Origin of the sequence: Xenorhabdus sp. Sc-CR9 (assembly GCF_963897815.1) — a bacterium.
GTDB lineage: Bacteria > Pseudomonadota > Gammaproteobacteria > Enterobacterales > Enterobacteriaceae > Xenorhabdus.
This window is the reverse complement of record NZ_CAWQTY010000186.1, coordinates 1-15,539: the sequence shown is the minus strand read 5'-3', so window position 1 is coordinate 15,539 and position 15,539 is coordinate 1. Positions and strand designations below refer to the sequence as shown.

Annotated in this window: 16 protein-coding genes and 1 pseudogene; 5 read left to right on the top strand and 12 right to left on the bottom strand. The window is 41.9% G+C overall.

Annotation, left to right across the window (positions count from 1 at the left end; translation table 11 throughout):
* Positions 1-80: 80 nt before the first annotated feature.
* Genes dsbA through AACQ81_RS12815 form a run of 3 tightly spaced genes read right to left on the bottom strand, consistent with a single transcriptional unit; the run spans position 81 to position 2,031 of the window.
* Positions 81-701 (bottom strand): thiol:disulfide interchange protein DsbA, encoded by a 621-nt coding sequence (dsbA, locus tag AACQ81_RS12825; protein ID WP_237387558.1) that lies wholly within the window; start codon positions 699-701, stop codon positions 81-83.
* Between the two features lie 16 nt (positions 702-717).
* Positions 718-1,713 (bottom strand): serine/threonine protein kinase, encoded by a 996-nt coding sequence (locus tag AACQ81_RS12820; protein WP_336885681.1) that lies wholly within the window; start codon positions 1,711-1,713, stop codon positions 718-720.
* A 48-nt stretch (positions 1,714-1,761) separates the two neighbouring features.
* Positions 1,762-2,031: a YihD family protein gene (locus AACQ81_RS12815; RefSeq protein ID WP_237387557.1), complete on the bottom strand. Its 270-nt coding sequence runs from the start codon at positions 2,029-2,031 to the stop codon at positions 1,762-1,764.
* A gap of 174 nt (positions 2,032-2,205) precedes the next feature.
* On the opposite strand from AACQ81_RS12815, the gene mobA reads away from it, so the two are divergent.
* Together mobA and mobB are read left to right on the top strand one after the other, a co-directional pair.
* A complete protein-coding gene (mobA, locus tag AACQ81_RS12810; RefSeq protein ID WP_237387556.1) occupies positions 2,206-2,808 on the top strand; it encodes a molybdenum cofactor guanylyltransferase MobA in 603 nt (200 codons plus the stop codon).
* Positions 2,805-3,329, top strand: a complete 525-nt coding sequence (gene mobB / locus AACQ81_RS12805) for a molybdopterin-guanine dinucleotide biosynthesis protein MobB (RefSeq protein WP_237387555.1) — start codon at positions 2,805-2,807, stop codon at positions 3,327-3,329. Before mobA ends, mobB begins: the two co-directional genes overlap by 4 nt.
* A 144-nt stretch (positions 3,330-3,473) precedes the next feature.
* Here the strand turns inward: mobB and AACQ81_RS12800 are convergent, their stop codons facing one another.
* The 4 genes from AACQ81_RS12800 to lsrB form a co-directional block, all read right to left on the bottom strand.
* A complete protein-coding gene (locus tag AACQ81_RS12800) occupies positions 3,474-4,214 on the bottom strand; it encodes a class I SAM-dependent DNA methyltransferase (RefSeq protein WP_237387554.1) in 741 nt (246 codons plus the stop codon).
* Positions 4,215-4,472: 258 nt separating this feature from the next.
* Positions 4,473-4,772 (bottom strand): (4S)-4-hydroxy-5-phosphonooxypentane-2,3-dione isomerase, encoded by a 300-nt coding sequence (gene lsrG, locus AACQ81_RS12795; RefSeq protein WP_237387553.1) that lies wholly within the window; start codon positions 4,770-4,772, stop codon positions 4,473-4,475.
* 1 nt (position 4,773) lies between these two features.
* Positions 4,774-5,658 (bottom strand): 3-hydroxy-5-phosphonooxypentane-2,4-dione thiolase, encoded by an 885-nt coding sequence (gene lsrF, locus AACQ81_RS12790; protein ID WP_237387552.1) that lies wholly within the window; start codon positions 5,656-5,658, stop codon positions 4,774-4,776.
* Between the two features lie 68 nt (positions 5,659-5,726).
* Positions 5,727-6,746, bottom strand: a complete 1,020-nt coding sequence (lsrB, locus tag AACQ81_RS12785) for an autoinducer 2 ABC transporter substrate-binding protein LsrB (protein WP_237387551.1) — start codon at positions 6,744-6,746, stop codon at positions 5,727-5,729.
* 315 nt (positions 6,747-7,061) lie between these two features.
* Here lsrB and lsrR point away from each other — a divergent pair, with 315 nt between their 5' ends.
* Positions 7,062-8,078: a transcriptional regulator LsrR gene (gene lsrR, locus AACQ81_RS12780; protein WP_443089559.1), complete on the top strand. Its 1,017-nt coding sequence runs from the start codon at positions 7,062-7,064 to the stop codon at positions 8,076-8,078.
* Between the two features lie 69 nt (positions 8,079-8,147).
* Positions 8,148-9,740 carry an autoinducer-2 kinase gene (gene lsrK, locus AACQ81_RS12775; RefSeq protein ID WP_237387549.1) on the top strand — a complete coding sequence of 531 codons (1,593 nt, stop codon included), beginning with the start codon at positions 8,148-8,150 and terminating at the stop codon, positions 9,738-9,740.
* 167 nt (positions 9,741-9,907) lie between these two features.
* On the opposite strand, the gene gorA is transcribed toward lsrK, so the two are convergent.
* Both gorA and AACQ81_RS12765 read right to left on the bottom strand, forming a co-directional pair.
* Positions 9,908-11,263 carry a glutathione-disulfide reductase gene (gorA, locus tag AACQ81_RS12770; RefSeq protein ID WP_237387548.1) on the bottom strand — a complete coding sequence of 452 codons (1,356 nt, stop codon included), beginning with the start codon at positions 11,261-11,263 and terminating at the stop codon, positions 9,908-9,910.
* Positions 11,264-11,417: 154 nt separating this feature from the next.
* On the bottom strand, positions 11,418-12,260 hold the full coding sequence (locus tag AACQ81_RS12765) for a 23S rRNA (adenine(2030)-N(6))-methyltransferase RlmJ (RefSeq protein ID WP_237387547.1): 843 nt from the start codon (positions 12,258-12,260) through the stop codon (positions 11,418-11,420).
* 370 nt (positions 12,261-12,630) lie between these two features.
* Between AACQ81_RS12765 and AACQ81_RS12760 the strand changes: the two genes are divergently transcribed.
* A complete protein-coding gene (locus AACQ81_RS12760) occupies positions 12,631-13,431 on the top strand; it encodes a hypothetical protein (RefSeq protein WP_237387546.1) in 801 nt (266 codons plus the stop codon).
* Positions 13,432-13,745: 314 nt separating this feature from the next.
* On the opposite strand, the pseudogene AACQ81_RS12755 reads toward AACQ81_RS12760, so the two are convergent.
* The 3 genes and pseudogenes from AACQ81_RS12755 to AACQ81_RS12745 form a co-directional block, all read right to left on the bottom strand.
* A pseudogene (locus AACQ81_RS12755) lies at positions 13,746-13,949 on the bottom strand (phage major capsid protein); the annotation flags it as partial.
* A 222-nt stretch (positions 13,950-14,171) separates the two neighbouring features.
* Positions 14,172-14,567 (bottom strand): DUF1240 domain-containing protein, encoded by a 396-nt coding sequence (locus AACQ81_RS12750; RefSeq protein ID WP_237387545.1) that lies wholly within the window; start codon positions 14,565-14,567, stop codon positions 14,172-14,174.
* The gene (locus tag AACQ81_RS12745; RefSeq protein WP_237387544.1) at positions 14,564-15,427 is read right to left on the bottom strand and encodes a hypothetical protein; all 864 of its coding nucleotides are present in this window, start codon (positions 15,425-15,427) and stop codon (positions 14,564-14,566) included. Before AACQ81_RS12745 ends, AACQ81_RS12750 begins: the two co-directional genes overlap by 4 nt.
* Positions 15,428-15,539: the final 112 nt, after the last annotated feature.

Below are 15,539 nucleotides of genomic sequence, written 5' to 3'. Positions count from 1 at the left end.
TTTATATTAATACTTAATGTTCTTATTTAATTACAGCCATCGTTTGCATTACAACCATGGCCTGAGTATAACCATGTGACTTATTTTTTGGTTACCAGATAGTTCACAACATCGGAGTATTTTCGGGCATAATCCAGAGCGGTAGCCTCAATTCCACCATTATTAATCTGATATTTTCCATTAACAAAAACAGACGGAACACTACGTAATCCCAAATCCTTGGCTGCCTGACGTTCTTTGGCTGCTACAGATTGAACAATAAAGCTATTCAATGCGGCATCGTAATCTTCACCAGAGACACCCGCTTTGATAAAGGCATTACGAATGTCATCCTTAGTATTGATAGTGTGGCTCTTCTGAATACCATCAAACAAAATTGGAGTGACTTTATCTTCAATTTTCATAACGATGGCAACAGCCCAGGCATCCGTCAGAGCTTGTCCCAAAGGTCCAAGAAAATCAACATGATAACGCTCATGAGTGACCCCTGCCGGCAGATTTTTCTCAACAGTAGAAATAACGTGGTAAACATTTTCAAACTGATAACAATGGGGACAATAAAAAGAGAAAAAATCTAAAACCTGCGGCTGATTCGCAACCGGCTTTTCTAATTCAACATACTGCTTTCCTTCAGAAAATCCAGTGGCGAACGCATTAAATGCCATCAACGCTCCTACCAATACTAGCCAAAACTTTTTCATAATGGTCTCCAGAAAATTAATATATAGGATTGAGTTGTAAAGGTGGTTCCTGTAACAGCCTAACTTGTTCAGAAAAAAGACTTATTTGTTTAAACCAAAAATCGCTGTCAGCCATCCACGGAAATGCTTTAGGGAAAGCAGGATCTTGCCAACGACGAGCGACCCAAGCCAAATAATAGACCATTCGCATCGCACGCAGAGGTTCGACCAACGCTAATGTTTTTGGATCAAAGTCCATAAACTGACCATATGATTCAAGCAGGATATCCAGTTGAACCAAACGTTCCTGCCGTGAACCATTAAGTAACATCCACAAATCCTGCACTGCGGGGCCATTGCGGGCATCATCAAGATCGACAAACCATGCTTCATCACGCCACAAAATATTACCAGCATGGCAATCACCGTGCAGCCGCAGGGATTGCCAGTTCCCATTCCCGCACCATTGATCAGCTACCACTTTGTTCAATTCATCCAGGGCGGCCAAAAAACCTTTCTTATATCTAGCAGGAATTAGTTCACATTCAGACAAACATTGATGCGATTGATACAAATATTCGTCAATATTAAGCGTCGGACGGTGAGAAAATGTTTTCTTGCGGCCTATTTGATGCATTCTGCCCAGTAATTTTCCAACATCTTCCAATTGATCAAAATTGTCTGATTCGTACTGACGTCCCCCGACGCTTGGGAAAATGGCAAAAAGGAATCCGCCATAATTCAGTACCGTTTGCCCATCAAACACCAGCGGTGCCGCAACGGGCAAGTCTGCCTGCTGTAATTCATGCGTAAAATCATGCTCCTCTTGGATCTGCTGCTGACTCCAACGCAAGGGACGATAGAATTTCACGACATAGCGCTTACGATCTTCATCCATGAACTGATAAACACGATTCTCGTAACTATTCAGTTCAGTCAAACCGGAATCGATATACAGGCCAGACTGCACCAACGCATCCATGATTAAATCCGGCGTAATATTCTGGAAATTAAAAGCCTTCGCTTCCGTCACAACACTATTTGTCACAACATAATTTGTCACAACACAATTCTCTCTTTATCAATCTTTAATAATGCCTCTGGCACGTAACAGGGCGGTCTTAAAATCTTCTTCATAATCTTTTTTTAACCCCGGAATTTCAGCATGATTGTCCGTACCGCGCATTTTCAAGTGATAAATCAGAATATCATCTGTAAGTTCAGTCAATGACCCTGTAAAACCCGCTTCACCAGCCAGTTTTTGCAAAAGTTCGAGCAAATTTAAATCCGGCTCATTCTTCCATACTGGGTGCAAAAGTTCGATAATTTCATTGAGGCGGTGACATCTCATTTCTAATTCCTTATAAATAACTATACAAATTAGCAGGGTTAATGCTTCTGAGAAAGAATTGGTCTGTCAATCAGCGTAAAGTTATACTCCACCTCAAAGCAGCATCGTTAGATATTGATTCACAATGGCTATATATATCCTAACCTTTCATTGCCCAATATCAGGTAATTTAACATGACGCATCCAAAAATCAGTGGCGCAATTCTAGCTGGAGGGCTATCCACCCGCATGGGAGGGAATGACAAAGGATTGTTGCAATTCGATGGCGCACCATTATACCAACACATTGCCACAAAATTGCAGCCACAGGTGGACGAGCTATTGATCAATGCCAATCTCAATCTTGGGATTTATCAACAAAGTGGTTATCCCATCATACCGGATATCATTACCGATTTTTCTGGGCCGCTGGCAGGTATGCTGGCGGTATTGAAGAAAGCCATCCATGAATGGGTGGTCTTTGTTCCCTGTGATGTCCCCGGTTTTCCTGAAAACCTTGTTACAAAACTGTGGCACTACAAACAACATGCCTGGGCCGCTTATGCACACGACTGCCAGCGCGCCCACCCTACCTTAGCGTTAATGCACCGCAGTTTAATCCCCCGATTGGAAAGCTACCTCGCTCTGGGGGACAGAAAACTGATGTTTTTTATGCAGATGATTAAGGCAAAAACGGTCTATTTTCCTAATCCCAGTGCTTTCACTAATTTAAATACACCAGAAGAATGCCATGACTGGGAAAATCAGCATTGGAAATTCTTCCGGGAGTCAGCATGATCCGCAACAGCAATAACACAATGCTGCCCATACTGGGTATCACCGCTTATAGCGGAACCGGAAAAACAACGCTGTTAAAACAGATGATTCCATTGTTGCGTCAGCAGAATATACGGGTTGGACTGATTAAACATACTCATCACAATATGGATGTTGATCAACCGGGTAAAGACAGTTATGAGCTGCGCAAGGCAGGTGCAAACCAGACCTTAGTCGCCAGCCAGCAACGCTGGGCATTGATGACAGAAACCCCAGACTTACCGCAATTGGATCTGTACTACCTTGCCAGCCGATTCGACGCAGATTCGTTGGATTTGATACTGGTTGAAGGATTCAAACAAGAACCAATCCCGAAAATCGCGCTTTACCGAGACGGGCTAAACCATTCCATTGATGAAATTCTCGATCCCTATGTAATCGCAATTGCCAGTGATATCACACTGGCAACACCACTACCGCAGCTTGATATTAATCAGCCGGATAAAGTGACAACATTTATCGCCGAGTGGTTATACCAATAAATAAACGCCCTGATGGTAACGTTAAGGGCGTTTTTCCCAATTTCAATCTGCAACCTTATTTCCGTAAATTAAAGATTGAAACATCCATGAAAGCAAAGAATCCATTTCTGTAAGAAAATTGGTTTTAGAGTGGCAACAAAATCGTCAGTAAGAGCAGGTAAGGCCGATATTAAGGCGGTTTTGTTGGAAAATATGCCAAAAGCCATCAGGATAGCGTTCAATATCACTCTCTAGAAGAGTTGCTTTGTGCCATTCAAATTTTTTGAATCCTGCCTTCTCAATAGCACGCTCGTAATGTTCACGATTCCATCGATAAAATGTGACATCACTCGGTGGCATACTAAGAAACTTAGTTTGATAACGGTTACCACCTTTCCATGATTCTTCACTCAGAATATTTATGCCATAAGCATCAAAGTTACCCATTTTTAATTGAAATTCAGGTGAAAGCGTGTAACTTATTAATTTACCAGAAGGTTTAAGATGGTCAGCAATAACCTGAAACATGGTCTCAAGATCTTCGGGTGATTCAGCATAGTTGAATAACCAGACAGCAACGACGATATCAAACTTACCAAATGATTTCATATCACAAACATTTTGTACGTGAAACTCTAGGTCATCACCATATTGTTCTGACTTTGCTCTGGCCAGTTCTATCATTTTTTCCGAAATATCCACGCCAACAACTTTTGAAGCTCCTCGTTTTCGCAATTCTCGACCAAAGTAACCGTACCCACAAGCCAAGTCCAAAATCGATTTTCCACGCACATCACCCACCATACCTAATACGGTACGAACCTCTAATGCACGTTGAGGAGTGCGTTGGATGAACTGTTCATAACTTTCGCCAATAGAATTATAATCTACCTCTTTTTTTACCATGATTATGCCCTCTAATAAATGGTTGTTATATTTCCCCTACTTTCCATGTTCCATGATCTCTGTGGCATCAATAGTGACAGAAATTATTTCTATAGGGCACAGTCAATCAATGGTACTTTTGGGGAAACAGCCCACATATGAATTGCGGGCTGTCTAAGTGCTGAAAAAATACAAGATGATTACACGAGAGAATAACCTGAGAAATCTTTTCTATTACTCACCCTATTTTCTGTTATTCACCTTAATATATTCTCGTTCTTACTTCCCTTCTGGCATCAAACCAACAAAAGCAGTCTTTTTCCGTGGTTCAGTCATCAACGATTCCAGTTTTTCGATACAACGCAGATAATGAGGCGTTTTCTTATGTGCCGCGACTGCCGCTTCGTCAATATAGGCTTCATAAATATAGAAACGAGTAGGAATATTCTCATCACGCAGGACATCAAAGCGTAAATTGCCCGGCTCTTTAATAGAACCGAGGTGATTATCCCGAAATACTTCGATAAACTCGTCTACCTTGTCAGCGTTAACATTAATTTCCACTAGCGTGACGTGCATATTATTCCCCTTTAGCTTTTTCACTCAGGAACAGCTCATAAGCCTGAGCAGGCTTCTCATTGTGATGCACCACCGCCTGTACCGCTTTCAGCATCGCAACAGGTGCTTCGGACTGGAAGATATTACGTCCCATATCCACACCAGACGCGCCCTGATCAATCGCCTGATAGCACATCTCAAGCGCGTCCAGCTCCGGTAATTTCTTACCCCCTGCAATCACAATCGGAACCGGGCAGCCCGCCACGATCCGCTCAAAACCGGTATCAACATAATAGGTTTTGATAATATTCGCCCCCATTTCTGCTGCAATGCGGGTCGCAAGTGAGAAGTAACGCTGATCACGGGCCATATCTTTGCCGACACCTGTCACTGCCATCGTTGGCATACCATAACGCGTCCCCTGATCCACCAGCTTGATAATATTCTTGATGGATTGGTGTTCGTGTTCTGAGCCGATATAAACCTGAGCCGCCACAGCACAAACATTAAGCCGAAGTGCATCTTCCATCGCCACCGCGACAGCTTCATTGGAGAGTTCAGTCAGAATTGAATTAGCGCCAGACGCACGCAGCACCACCGGTTTATTGGTTGCAGGAGGAACCTGGCTGCGTAGGATGCCCCGGGTGCACATCAGTACATCGGTATGTTCAAACAGAGGGGCTATATTTATATCGATACGCTCTAAGCCTGTTGTTGGTCCCTGAAAATAACCGTGGTCAAACGCCAACATCACCGTTTTATTGGTCGCAGGATTGAAAATTCGTGACAAACGGGACTGCATACCCCAATCCAGCGCACCACAGCCCTTCAGTTCAAACAGAGCATTCTTTTGCGGTCTATCAATGCCAAAATCTTTACCGTCTTTGATATCATCTAAATCTGCCATTTCTTCCTCCAGAAAGGTGTCAGAGTCAGGCTGTATTTCACAGCCTTATGAATCAGAAATCGTATTGATTAGAAATTATATTGGTTGATATTCTCTTTGGTAAAAATCACCCTTTCCGGCATAACAACAATGCCATTGCCTTTCGCTTCATAACGGTAACCCTGTACACTATTAGGTGAAATTTCAATGTCGCCAATATCAGGAATATTCAATTTATCTCCCACATCCAGATCGCCTTTTTGCAATATCTCATTGGCAACATGAATAGCTATCTTGCCTTGCTTGACTACATCCCACAGAGCAAATTGTTTGACCGTACCGTTTTCAACATAAGGACGCATCACATTCGGGGTACTGAACCCAACAATCGCAACATCCTGGCGTTTCAGGTTTTCTGCCGCTTGCGCCGCCGCAGGTAGGGCATTAGCATCTGGTGCAATAATTGCATCCAAATCACCCCATGCTTTCAAAATACCTTCCGCAGTCTGCAAGGATTTCGTTGCATCGTTATAACCAAATTGTGTGGTAACAATCTCCCAATTCGGATGCTCTGCTGCAATCTTGGTTTTAGCCTCTTTTACCCATTGGTTCTGATCCGTCACCGTTGGACTCGAATAGAAGAATGCCACTTTCGCTTTTTCTTTTTTCACCTGATTAGCGGCCATATCGACCAAAATTCCACCCAACTGTTTTGGTGTTCCCTGATCAATATAAATGGAACGGCATTCTGGTGATGTGTCAGAGTCCCACGTCAATACTTTGACACCTCGTTTCATCGCACGTTTCAACGCTGGACATAAACCATTTGTTGATACCGCCGACACCACGACAGCGTTATAACCTTGATTAACGAATTTATTGATAAGCTGAACCTGCTCCACCATAGTTGACTCTGTAGGGCCATCGTAAATGACTTTAACACCCAATGCCTTGCCGGCTTCCACTGCTCCTTGGCCGCCACTGGTAAAGAAACCAACACCGACTAATTTAGGAATAAACGCAATTTTCTCTGCTGCCTGCACCCAAGTAACACTCGCTAAACTTAACACAGCAGCCAAAGCCAGCTTTTTCATTACCAGTGCTTTCATGCCTATCTCCGCCTATTTTTGCCTCAAGATCATTTATGTTTCAGGATTGTCTTGTACGTTACAGAAATATGCTGTGACTTCATGGCATTTCCAGCTTTCGTTTCTGACATCAACACTACTTAATCTGAACATTTATTTATTAAAAATACTTTTGTTCAAAACTCTAATTCATAATTCGAGATTATTGCAGTATTCCGATCACATTTTGTGAAAAAGTTAGAACCACATTAAAATATGTTCAAATTTTTGTAACAAAGTATCTAGAACATTAGTAGCTTTCATGCTTATTCTTCCCTTGTGGATAAAGAAGTTGTTATGTCGATCAAATCAACTAAGAAACCAACAATCTCAGAAAAAAATGTATTATTCGAGACAATTGACTGCTCTGGTCACAACTACCCAGGAACAGGAAATAGCATGAGTGAAGAAGAACTAATGGCCCGTGTCGCCTGGCTTTACTATCACGATGGCCTGACTCAAGGGGACATCGGTGAATTGCTCGGCCTCAGCCGCCTCAAGGTCTCCCGCCTATTGGAGAAAGGTCGACAGTCTGGTGTGATCCGTGTTCAGATCAATTCACGCTATGAAGGATGCTTAGCCTTAGAATATGCCTTACAAAAACGTTTTAACCTTAAACGAATCCGTGTATTACCCGCCCTTGATAGTATGAATTTAAATACCCGCCTCGGTGTTGGAGCCGCTCACCTATTAATGGCGCTGACTGAACCTCACCAACTCTTGGCAATTGGGTTTGGGGAAACCCCCATGTGTACTTTAAAGCATCTGAGTGGTTTTATCTCATCCCAGCAAGTTAGATTAGTGACATTGTCCGGTGGTGTTGGCTCTTACATGGCAGGTATTGGCCAACTTGATGCGGACTGTCCTATCAATATTATTCCTGCACCACTACGAGCTTCCACGCATGAAATCGCAGCGACATTCCGCGAAGAACGTAGTGTACAAGATGTTATCCTGACGGCCTGTGCCGCCGATATCGCACTTGTCGGAATTGGTGCTATTAATCAGAAGCAAAATGCAACTATTATGCTTTCTGGCTATATTAGTGATGGTGAACAGCTAATGTTTAGTCGTAAAGGTGCTGTTGGGGATATTCTTGGATATTTCTTCAATGCAGATGGCGAACTGATCGGTGATATCGACATCCATCAAGAATTAATAGGTATCCCCTTACCAGAAATAAAAACTATCCCGAACGTGCTTGGAGTAGCAGGTGGTATCGAAAAAGTAGATGCCATTGTCGCTGCAATGAAAGGGGGTTACATCAACTCATTAGTGACAGAAGAACAAACAGCGAGGGCCATGCTAACTTGATCAACTAATAATTCTTCCATTCCCTGTTCCATATCGAATAAGAAAATAACGATATACGAGGATAGTATCATGAATCAACGCGCTAATGCTCACCCATCACGGAGGTATCTGATGGCGCTTGATGCAGGAACTGGCAGTATTCGTGCAGTTATATTTGATCTAGAAGGGAATCAAGTCGCCGTCGGACAGGCTGAGTGGATACACCAGCCTGTACCAAATGTTGCTGGTTCTATGGAATTTGACCTGAAAAACAATTGGCAACTGGCCTGCCAATGTATCCGGCAGGCACTGCAAAAAGCAGATCTGCCCGCTAATGCGATTCAAGGCGTTGCCGCCTGCTCAATGCGGGAAGGCATTGTCCTTTATAATCGCAACGGCGATCCCATTTGGGCATGTGCCAACGTGGATGCCCGTTCAAGCCATGAAGTCAGCGAGCTAAAAGAGCTTTACAATAATACCTTTGAGTCTGACGTCTATCGCTACTCCGGCCAGACACTGGCGCTGGGCGCAATGCCACGTTTGCTTTGGCTGGCTCATCACCGTGCTGATATCTACCAGCAAGCCAGTACCCTGACCATGATCAGCGATTGGCTGGCTTATATGCTCAGTGGCGAACTGGCGGTTGATCCCTCCAATGCGGGTACAACGGGAATGCTGGATTTAACCAGCCGCAATTGGCGACCAAGTTTGTTGGAGATGGCCGGACTTCGTTCCGATATTCTCTCTCCCGTCAAAGAAACCGGCACACTACTCGGCTATATCACGGAAAAAGCAGCGGCCGAATGTGGCCTGAACAGCGGCACACCTGTGATTGTGGGAGGAGGTGACGTCCAACTCGGCTGCCTGGGCATTGGAGTGGTCAAACCTGCCCAAACTGCGGTACTCGGCGGGACATTCTGGCAGCAAGTTGTTAATCTTCCAGAACCCATCACCGATCCGAACATGAACATCCGCATTAACCCGCATGTTATTCCAGGTATGGCACAGGCAGAATCCATCAGCTTCTTTACCGGTCTCACCATGCGCTGGTTCCGCGATGCTTTCTGCGCAGAAGAAAAACTGCTGGCAGAACGATTAGGCGTTGATGCCTATAGTCTGCTGGAAGATATGGCGGCACGGGTTCCTGCTGGTGCACATGGCATAATGCCTATTTTCTCCGATGTCATGCGTTTCAAATCGTGGTACCACGCTGCGCCTTCTTTCCTCAATCTCTCGATTGATCCGGAAAAATGCAATAAGGCAACGCTATTCCGTGCATTGGAAGAAAACGCGGCTATCGTTTCGGCATGTAACCTCGATATGGTTTCAGAGTTCTCTGGCATCAAAGCCGATTCTTTGGTCTTTGCCGGAGGGGGTTCGAAAGGAAAACTCTGGAGCCAAATTCTGTCTGACGTTACCGGATTACCTGTCAGAGTGCCTGTCGTGAAAGAAGCGACAGCCTTAGGTTGCGCGATCGCGGCAGGTGTTGGCGTTGGTTTATATGACTCCATGCCCACGACCGGAGAGAAATTAGTGCGCTGGGACCGTGAATATCAACCGAACCTACACCACCGCGAGATTTATCAAAAAGCGAAGAAAGATTGGCAGGCAGTCTATGCAGATCAACTGCATCTGGTGGATGATGGATTAACAACCTCGTTGTGGAAAGCACCGGGATTGTGATTCGATATTTAAAGAATAAACAGAGCAAGTCCGGCAGCTTGCTCTGCTACATTAATCATTTGATTTTAAATATGAAAAAATCCACGTTGCATTGAAATTAGAACAAAGAAAAGACAGATTTATTTTAAGAAGGCCCAACAATTGACCCTATTACTCATGATAAAGAGTTATCTCATAGTAACAAATTCTTCCGCCGCAGTCGGATGGATAGCAACGGTATTATCAAAGTCCTTTTTCGTTGCACCCATTTTCAGCGCAACCGCAAAACCTTGCAGGATCTCATCCATACCAAAGCCGATACCGTGGATACCAACGATTTTTTCATTTTCCCCCACACAAACCAGCTTCATCCGGCATGGCTGACGATGTTGCGTCACAGCGGTATACATCGCGGTAAATGATGATGTATAAACCTTAACTTGCTCATCACCATACTGCTCTTTTGCCTGAGGTTCCGTCAGACCAACAACGCCAATCGGTGGGTGGCTGAATACAACCGTTGGCACATTAGAGTAATCCAGATGTTCTTCCGGTTTATTATTGAACAGACGCTCTGACAAACGACGACCTGCCGCAACTGCGACCGGTGTTAATTCCACCGCACCGGTGTTATCACCAACTGCATAAATACCGTTAATATTGGTATTCTGGTACTTATCGACTTGGATATAACCTTTTTCACTCAGTTCAACACCGGTGGCAGACAAACTCAGATTATCTGTCATCGGCTCACGCCCAATCGCCCAGATCAAGGCATCAACCGTCTGCTTTCTGCCATCCTGCAACTGAACGGTCAGGCTGCCATCACTATTCTTAATCACAGACTTTAATATTGCTTCCGTGTGCAGTGTTGGCCCTTCTTTTTTAATAACTTCCAGCAAAGTATCAACGATCAATGGGTCAAAAGTACGCAATGGTGCATGCTTGCGGATAAACAGATGAGTTTCACTACCCAGCGCATTCAAAACACCCGCAATTTCCACTGCAATATAGCCAGCCCCCACTACAGCAACACGTTTTGGCATCTCATCCAGTTCAAAGAAACCATCTGAATCAATGCCGTATTTCGCACCGGGAATATCAGGGCGAGCAGGACGACCACCTGTTGCAATCAAAATATGGTCAGCTGTGATCCTTTCACCATTAACCTCAACAGTATGTGCATTAATAAAACGGGCAATACCCTGAATAACATCTACCTTATTATTACCCAGTACTCGCTCATACGACTGATGAATGCGATCAATATAGGCAGTACGGCTGGCGATCAGTTTTTTCCAGTCAAAACGATTAACTATAGTATCAAACCCATAATCGGGACCATATTGATGAATAGACTCCGCAATTTGGGCGGCATGCCACATTACTTTCTTCGGTACACAGCCCACATTAACACATGTTCCGCCCAATGCTTTTGCTTCAATCAGGGCACACTTCTGCCCATACATGGCTGCACGGTTAATGGAAGCAATGCCACCACTGCCACCACCAATTGCAATATAATCGTAATGTTTTTTACTCATCTTAGGTCACTTCCGTCTAATCAATTAACTTACTGGCTAAAGTTCAACCTGGCGCTTATTATTACAAAAAGTTATCATCGGCTGTGGACGTTTCTGGCTTTTATTGCCATAGGGCACAGCTATTAAAATGATTACGCCACACTGAACTTTCACCTTATTCAGGTACAATCCACTCCACTGAGGTATGCCCTGTTCCTTCAGGAACCAGTACCTGATGAAGCCACGGCAACACAGATTTCATCTGCTGTTCTAATTTCCACGGCGGATTAATGACTATCATGCCTGATGCCGTCATACCACGCTGATCGCTATCAGGACGCACGCCAAATTCGATCTGTAAAATTTTACGGATACCTGTTGCTTCCAGTTCTTTCATCATGCGTTTGATTTTCTGGCGCAGCACAACGGGATACCACAATGCATAAGTGCCGGTTGCAAAACGCTTATATCCTTCCTGAATGCCCTGAATAACATTCTGATAATCCGATTTCAATTCATAAGAGGGATCAATCAACACAAATCCACGGCGGCTTTTTGGAGGAAGTTTTGATTTTAGCTGCTGAAAACCATCTTCCCGCAGGACACGCGCACGTTGGTCACGGGAAAATTCCGTACGTAGTAAAGGAAAATCACTGGGATGCAATTCGCTCAGATTAAGCTCATCATATTCCCGCAACAAATGACGGGCAATCAGGGGAGAACCCGGATAATAGCGCAGGAAACCATTTGGATTCAGGGCTTTCACTACGTCTATATACGCAGTCAATTCCTCAGGAATATCATCACGCTGCCAAATACGGGCAATACCTTCAAGATACTCTCCCGTACGCTCCGCATACTCTCCGGTCAATTGATGACGACCTGCGCCAGCGTGGGTATCCAGATATAAGAAAGGTTTCTCTTTTATTTTAAACGCTTCAATGATCAGGCTTTGCACCGTGTGCTTCAACACATCAGCATGATTGCCAGCATGGAAGCTGTGACGATAACTTAACATTAATTTATTTCCAATTGATTTTTAATAAGTTTTAGTTTCACATAAGGCGAATAAATCAATTTATTACCCCACGAATTACCCCACAAATCATTGCACGAGCACTAAAACACATTAAAGCATAGTAACAAAGTCAGTGCCGTTATAGCATCTTAAAAAGCGTAATGTAGGCTAAAGAGAGCGTGAAGTGTGGGGAAACGGATTACCCCACAGGGAGAAAATGAGGCCAGAGTGCTAATCAATGGGTTTAATGCGTGACCAAATTCTGTTTTTAAGTCCATTTAATTGTCATACTTGAATAAGTACCACTACTTATTTTAATATTCTGAATTAAAAATAAATTTCGATTTAATCTGATAAATTTGGGATAGCTATGCGATTTACTCATGACAAAAAAATCAGGAAATCAATAATTAAACTATTTACACTTACAGAACAAGTTACCTTACTCAAAAGTTTTGCATTAGTAAAAAATGAAACATCCGATGATTTTACCGCTTGGATAAAATGGCTGGCCTATGAAAATATGGAATCTGTAAAACGAGCCACTCTATTTTTTATTATAATCGCCATTGCATTATATATAATGACCTCCAAAACTAATTGGTTAAATTACCTTTTCTTTATCTATTTATCCGTTTCCTTTTTGAGAATATTAGAACAAGCTAAAAACATCGGTTACAGTTATTCCATAGGTATAAAACTGTTTTTGTTCGCTCTCACTAACAGAATATTTTTCAAGCCTCGATCAGAACACAATTCTAGTAAACCGATAAATAAAAAAAGAAAAAAAATCTATATAGAGAAAAACCCTAAACTAAGAAAATTAATTATAAAAACGTTCACATTTAAAGAACAATTGGCTTTAATTAGAACTTTCTCTTTTGAAAGAGAAACAACTGATGGAAATTTTCTTGCCTGGATAATAATAGATTCCGATGCTTCTTTTTCATCATCAAGAATGATGCTAATTTGTATTTTTATTCTTTTTATAGTAAGCATAATACAACAGCCTGACGCAATATATTATATCTCTCTTATTTTTCTGATAGTTATGCTACCCATTAGCCTATTAACTCCTATAATTTCAAATCACTGCATCACAGGTTATAAATTCATTACCTGCATAAAATTATCTTATTTTCAAATAAAAGTTAAACTTTCTAAATTATAGATCATTCTTATAATTAATTATGTTAAGTTAATCAGATAAATTACCTGATTAACTTATCTTGTGGCCGAAATACTATTTTCGTCTAATTGTAAATGAATGAACAATAATATACACAAGGCGGAGTTACCTAAGATACCATAATACATGCTGCTGCTTTTCTCCCCGACCAATACAGAACACAAAAAATCAAGAAATCAATATAAAGATACTTAGCCATGAGTATCAAATTATAATTACAAGTATCATTTTATCTCATGGTTGATTTCACTGAAATAGAACTATTCAATGGAAACTTTACGTACTGTCCGTTCAATAGGCTGACTGCGTTCTTCATCAGCCAGTGACTCATAACGGGCTATTTCCGTATTCAGGGCATCGGACTGACTGTGCAGTTCGTCAAACTGTTTAGCTTCATCTTTGGTCAGGGAACGTTTTTCAGTTTCGGCCTGGGTGAGCAGTGAACGCATTTGTTCGGTAAGGGTGGCCTTTTGCTGGCGTAATTCGAGTAACTTCTTCATGACATGGTTTCCGTGAACAAGAATGTTAAGACGTGAAACCAGCTCTGAAAGGGGCAGGCCGAATAATCTTTTTCTGCGTCTCGCAGACTGATTAAACGGCCTGATGGCGGCTCACGCCTGAGTGCCATCTCTTAATATATACATGAAAAATATAATAAAAAGGCCTAAACGCAGGAGATCTAAACAGATGGAAACACGAGGACGGAATATTTACAAAAATTTTCAATTACATAACTTAATGTCTTTAACATAAGTAGTCGGTGACATCCACGATATTTTATCACATGTCAAATAACCATCATTTTTTAACTTATAGCTAACATAAAAAGAGATAGGTAAGCTAATGATAAATGATACAATCATCAACTTACTTAAGTAATTAACAATCAATTTGTTAAATTTAGGTAACCTATCAAAGATAAAGAAAAAAATAGAGGCCGATAAAGAATAAAATAATAGAGGGGAAGACATAACACCTATGACAACAGTGCCAGAAAATGTTATCTCATCTTTCATTAGTATTAATGAAATAGCAGAATCAATAACGAAGCACATCATAAATGCCATAAATAATAATAGTAGTAGCACACCTAATGCTTTAAAGTATTTACTATTCACCTAATTTTTCCCATCGCATTAAAAATATATTTTGAGTCTACTTCCGGTGTTCTGGATTTTCTTTTCATTTCTTCTTTTAAAAATGCTATTACTTTTTCACTTAGCCCATATTTTTTATCAATAAAATCTAGACTATAAGCTACTACAAAACCAGTAAGCAAAACTATTCCGGCAACGGCAATAACACTACCACCTAAAGCGGCTGTAGCAATTAAAGTTGACCCTACAGCCCAAGAGGCTGTAGCGATAATAGCTGTTTTCGCCATGTCCATTGTTATGTTGCCAATAAAATCAGCCAATGTATATTCATCTTTAAATATACCTTCAATAATTCGATACCCAATAGAAAAAATAATACAAAACCTCACTCCACCAATGATGCTTGAATTAAGACCTTGCTGCCCTATTCCCATCATTAACATTTGGGGATGATTGGCACAATATCGCGTTCCTCTGATAATACGTCTAAGACCGGCATGTCCTGATATATGAATATACCTTCTTCCATTTTCTCCTACATGCTCTGCAGCTGTAATACCCAACCTCTTAAATTCTCGAATAACATCATATAATCCACGTGAATCATAGATATTTCCCGCATAGGTGGACATAGGATCTGTGACAGAAAATACATATGACATAGGATTTTTCTTCTTGCTATCTACTTCCGTGCCTCTTGCAAATGCTTCTCCGTAACTTGGGTTTTCTGCTTCCGTACCTCTTGCAAATGCTTCCCCATGACTTGGATTTTGTGGGCGGCGGGGACTGATATCTTCAATAATGCTTTTGGCTTCTGATAACGAGAGAACGATGTGATATTGGGTATTATCACTCAATACCTTTTCTAAATAGTTTGTCATAATGGTGAGACTCTTATATTTCTCATTTCTTTCCAATCCGTTAACGAAGCCCTTTTCAAAAAAATTTTCACATTACGAATAAGCTGCCACATAAATTGGCAACAATGATTGC

What these genes read in the sequence shown, in the direction of transcription:
- lsrK (WP_237387549.1), top strand. Translation starts at nt 8,148, where the DNA reads ATGAATCAACGCGCTAATGCTCACCCATCACGGAGGTATCTGATGGCG.
- lsrR (WP_443089559.1), top strand. Translation starts at nt 7,062, where the DNA reads ATGTCGATCAAATCAACTAAGAAACCAACAATCTCAGAAAAAAATGTA.
- gorA (WP_237387548.1), bottom strand. Translation starts at nt 11,263, where the DNA reads ATGAGTAAAAAACATTACGATTATATTGCAATTGGTGGTGGCAGTGGT.
- AACQ81_RS12745 (WP_237387544.1), bottom strand. Translation starts at nt 15,427, where the DNA reads ATGACAAACTATTTAGAAAAGGTATTGAGTGATAATACCCAATATCAC.
- mobA (WP_237387556.1), top strand. Translation starts at nt 2,206, where the DNA reads ATGACGCATCCAAAAATCAGTGGCGCAATTCTAGCTGGAGGGCTATCC.
- AACQ81_RS12760 (WP_237387546.1), top strand. Translation starts at nt 12,631, where the DNA reads ATGCGATTTACTCATGACAAAAAAATCAGGAAATCAATAATTAAACTA.
- lsrB (WP_237387551.1), bottom strand. Translation starts at nt 6,746, where the DNA reads ATGAAAGCACTGGTAATGAAAAAGCTGGCTTTGGCTGCTGTGTTAAGT.
- mobB (WP_237387555.1), top strand. Translation starts at nt 2,805, where the DNA reads ATGATCCGCAACAGCAATAACACAATGCTGCCCATACTGGGTATCACC.
- dsbA (WP_237387558.1), bottom strand. Translation starts at nt 701, where the DNA reads ATGAAAAAGTTTTGGCTAGTATTGGTAGGAGCGTTGATGGCATTTAAT.
- lsrG (WP_237387553.1), bottom strand. Translation starts at nt 4,772, where the DNA reads ATGCACGTCACGCTAGTGGAAATTAATGTTAACGCTGACAAGGTAGAC.
- AACQ81_RS12765 (WP_237387547.1), bottom strand. Translation starts at nt 12,260, where the DNA reads ATGTTAAGTTATCGTCACAGCTTCCATGCTGGCAATCATGCTGATGTG.
- AACQ81_RS12800 (WP_237387554.1), bottom strand. Translation starts at nt 4,214, where the DNA reads ATGGTAAAAAAAGAGGTAGATTATAATTCTATTGGCGAAAGTTATGAA.
- lsrF (WP_237387552.1), bottom strand. Translation starts at nt 5,658, where the DNA reads ATGGCAGATTTAGATGATATCAAAGACGGTAAAGATTTTGGCATTGAT.
- AACQ81_RS12815 (WP_237387557.1), bottom strand. Translation starts at nt 2,031, where the DNA reads ATGAGATGTCACCGCCTCAATGAAATTATCGAACTTTTGCACCCAGTA.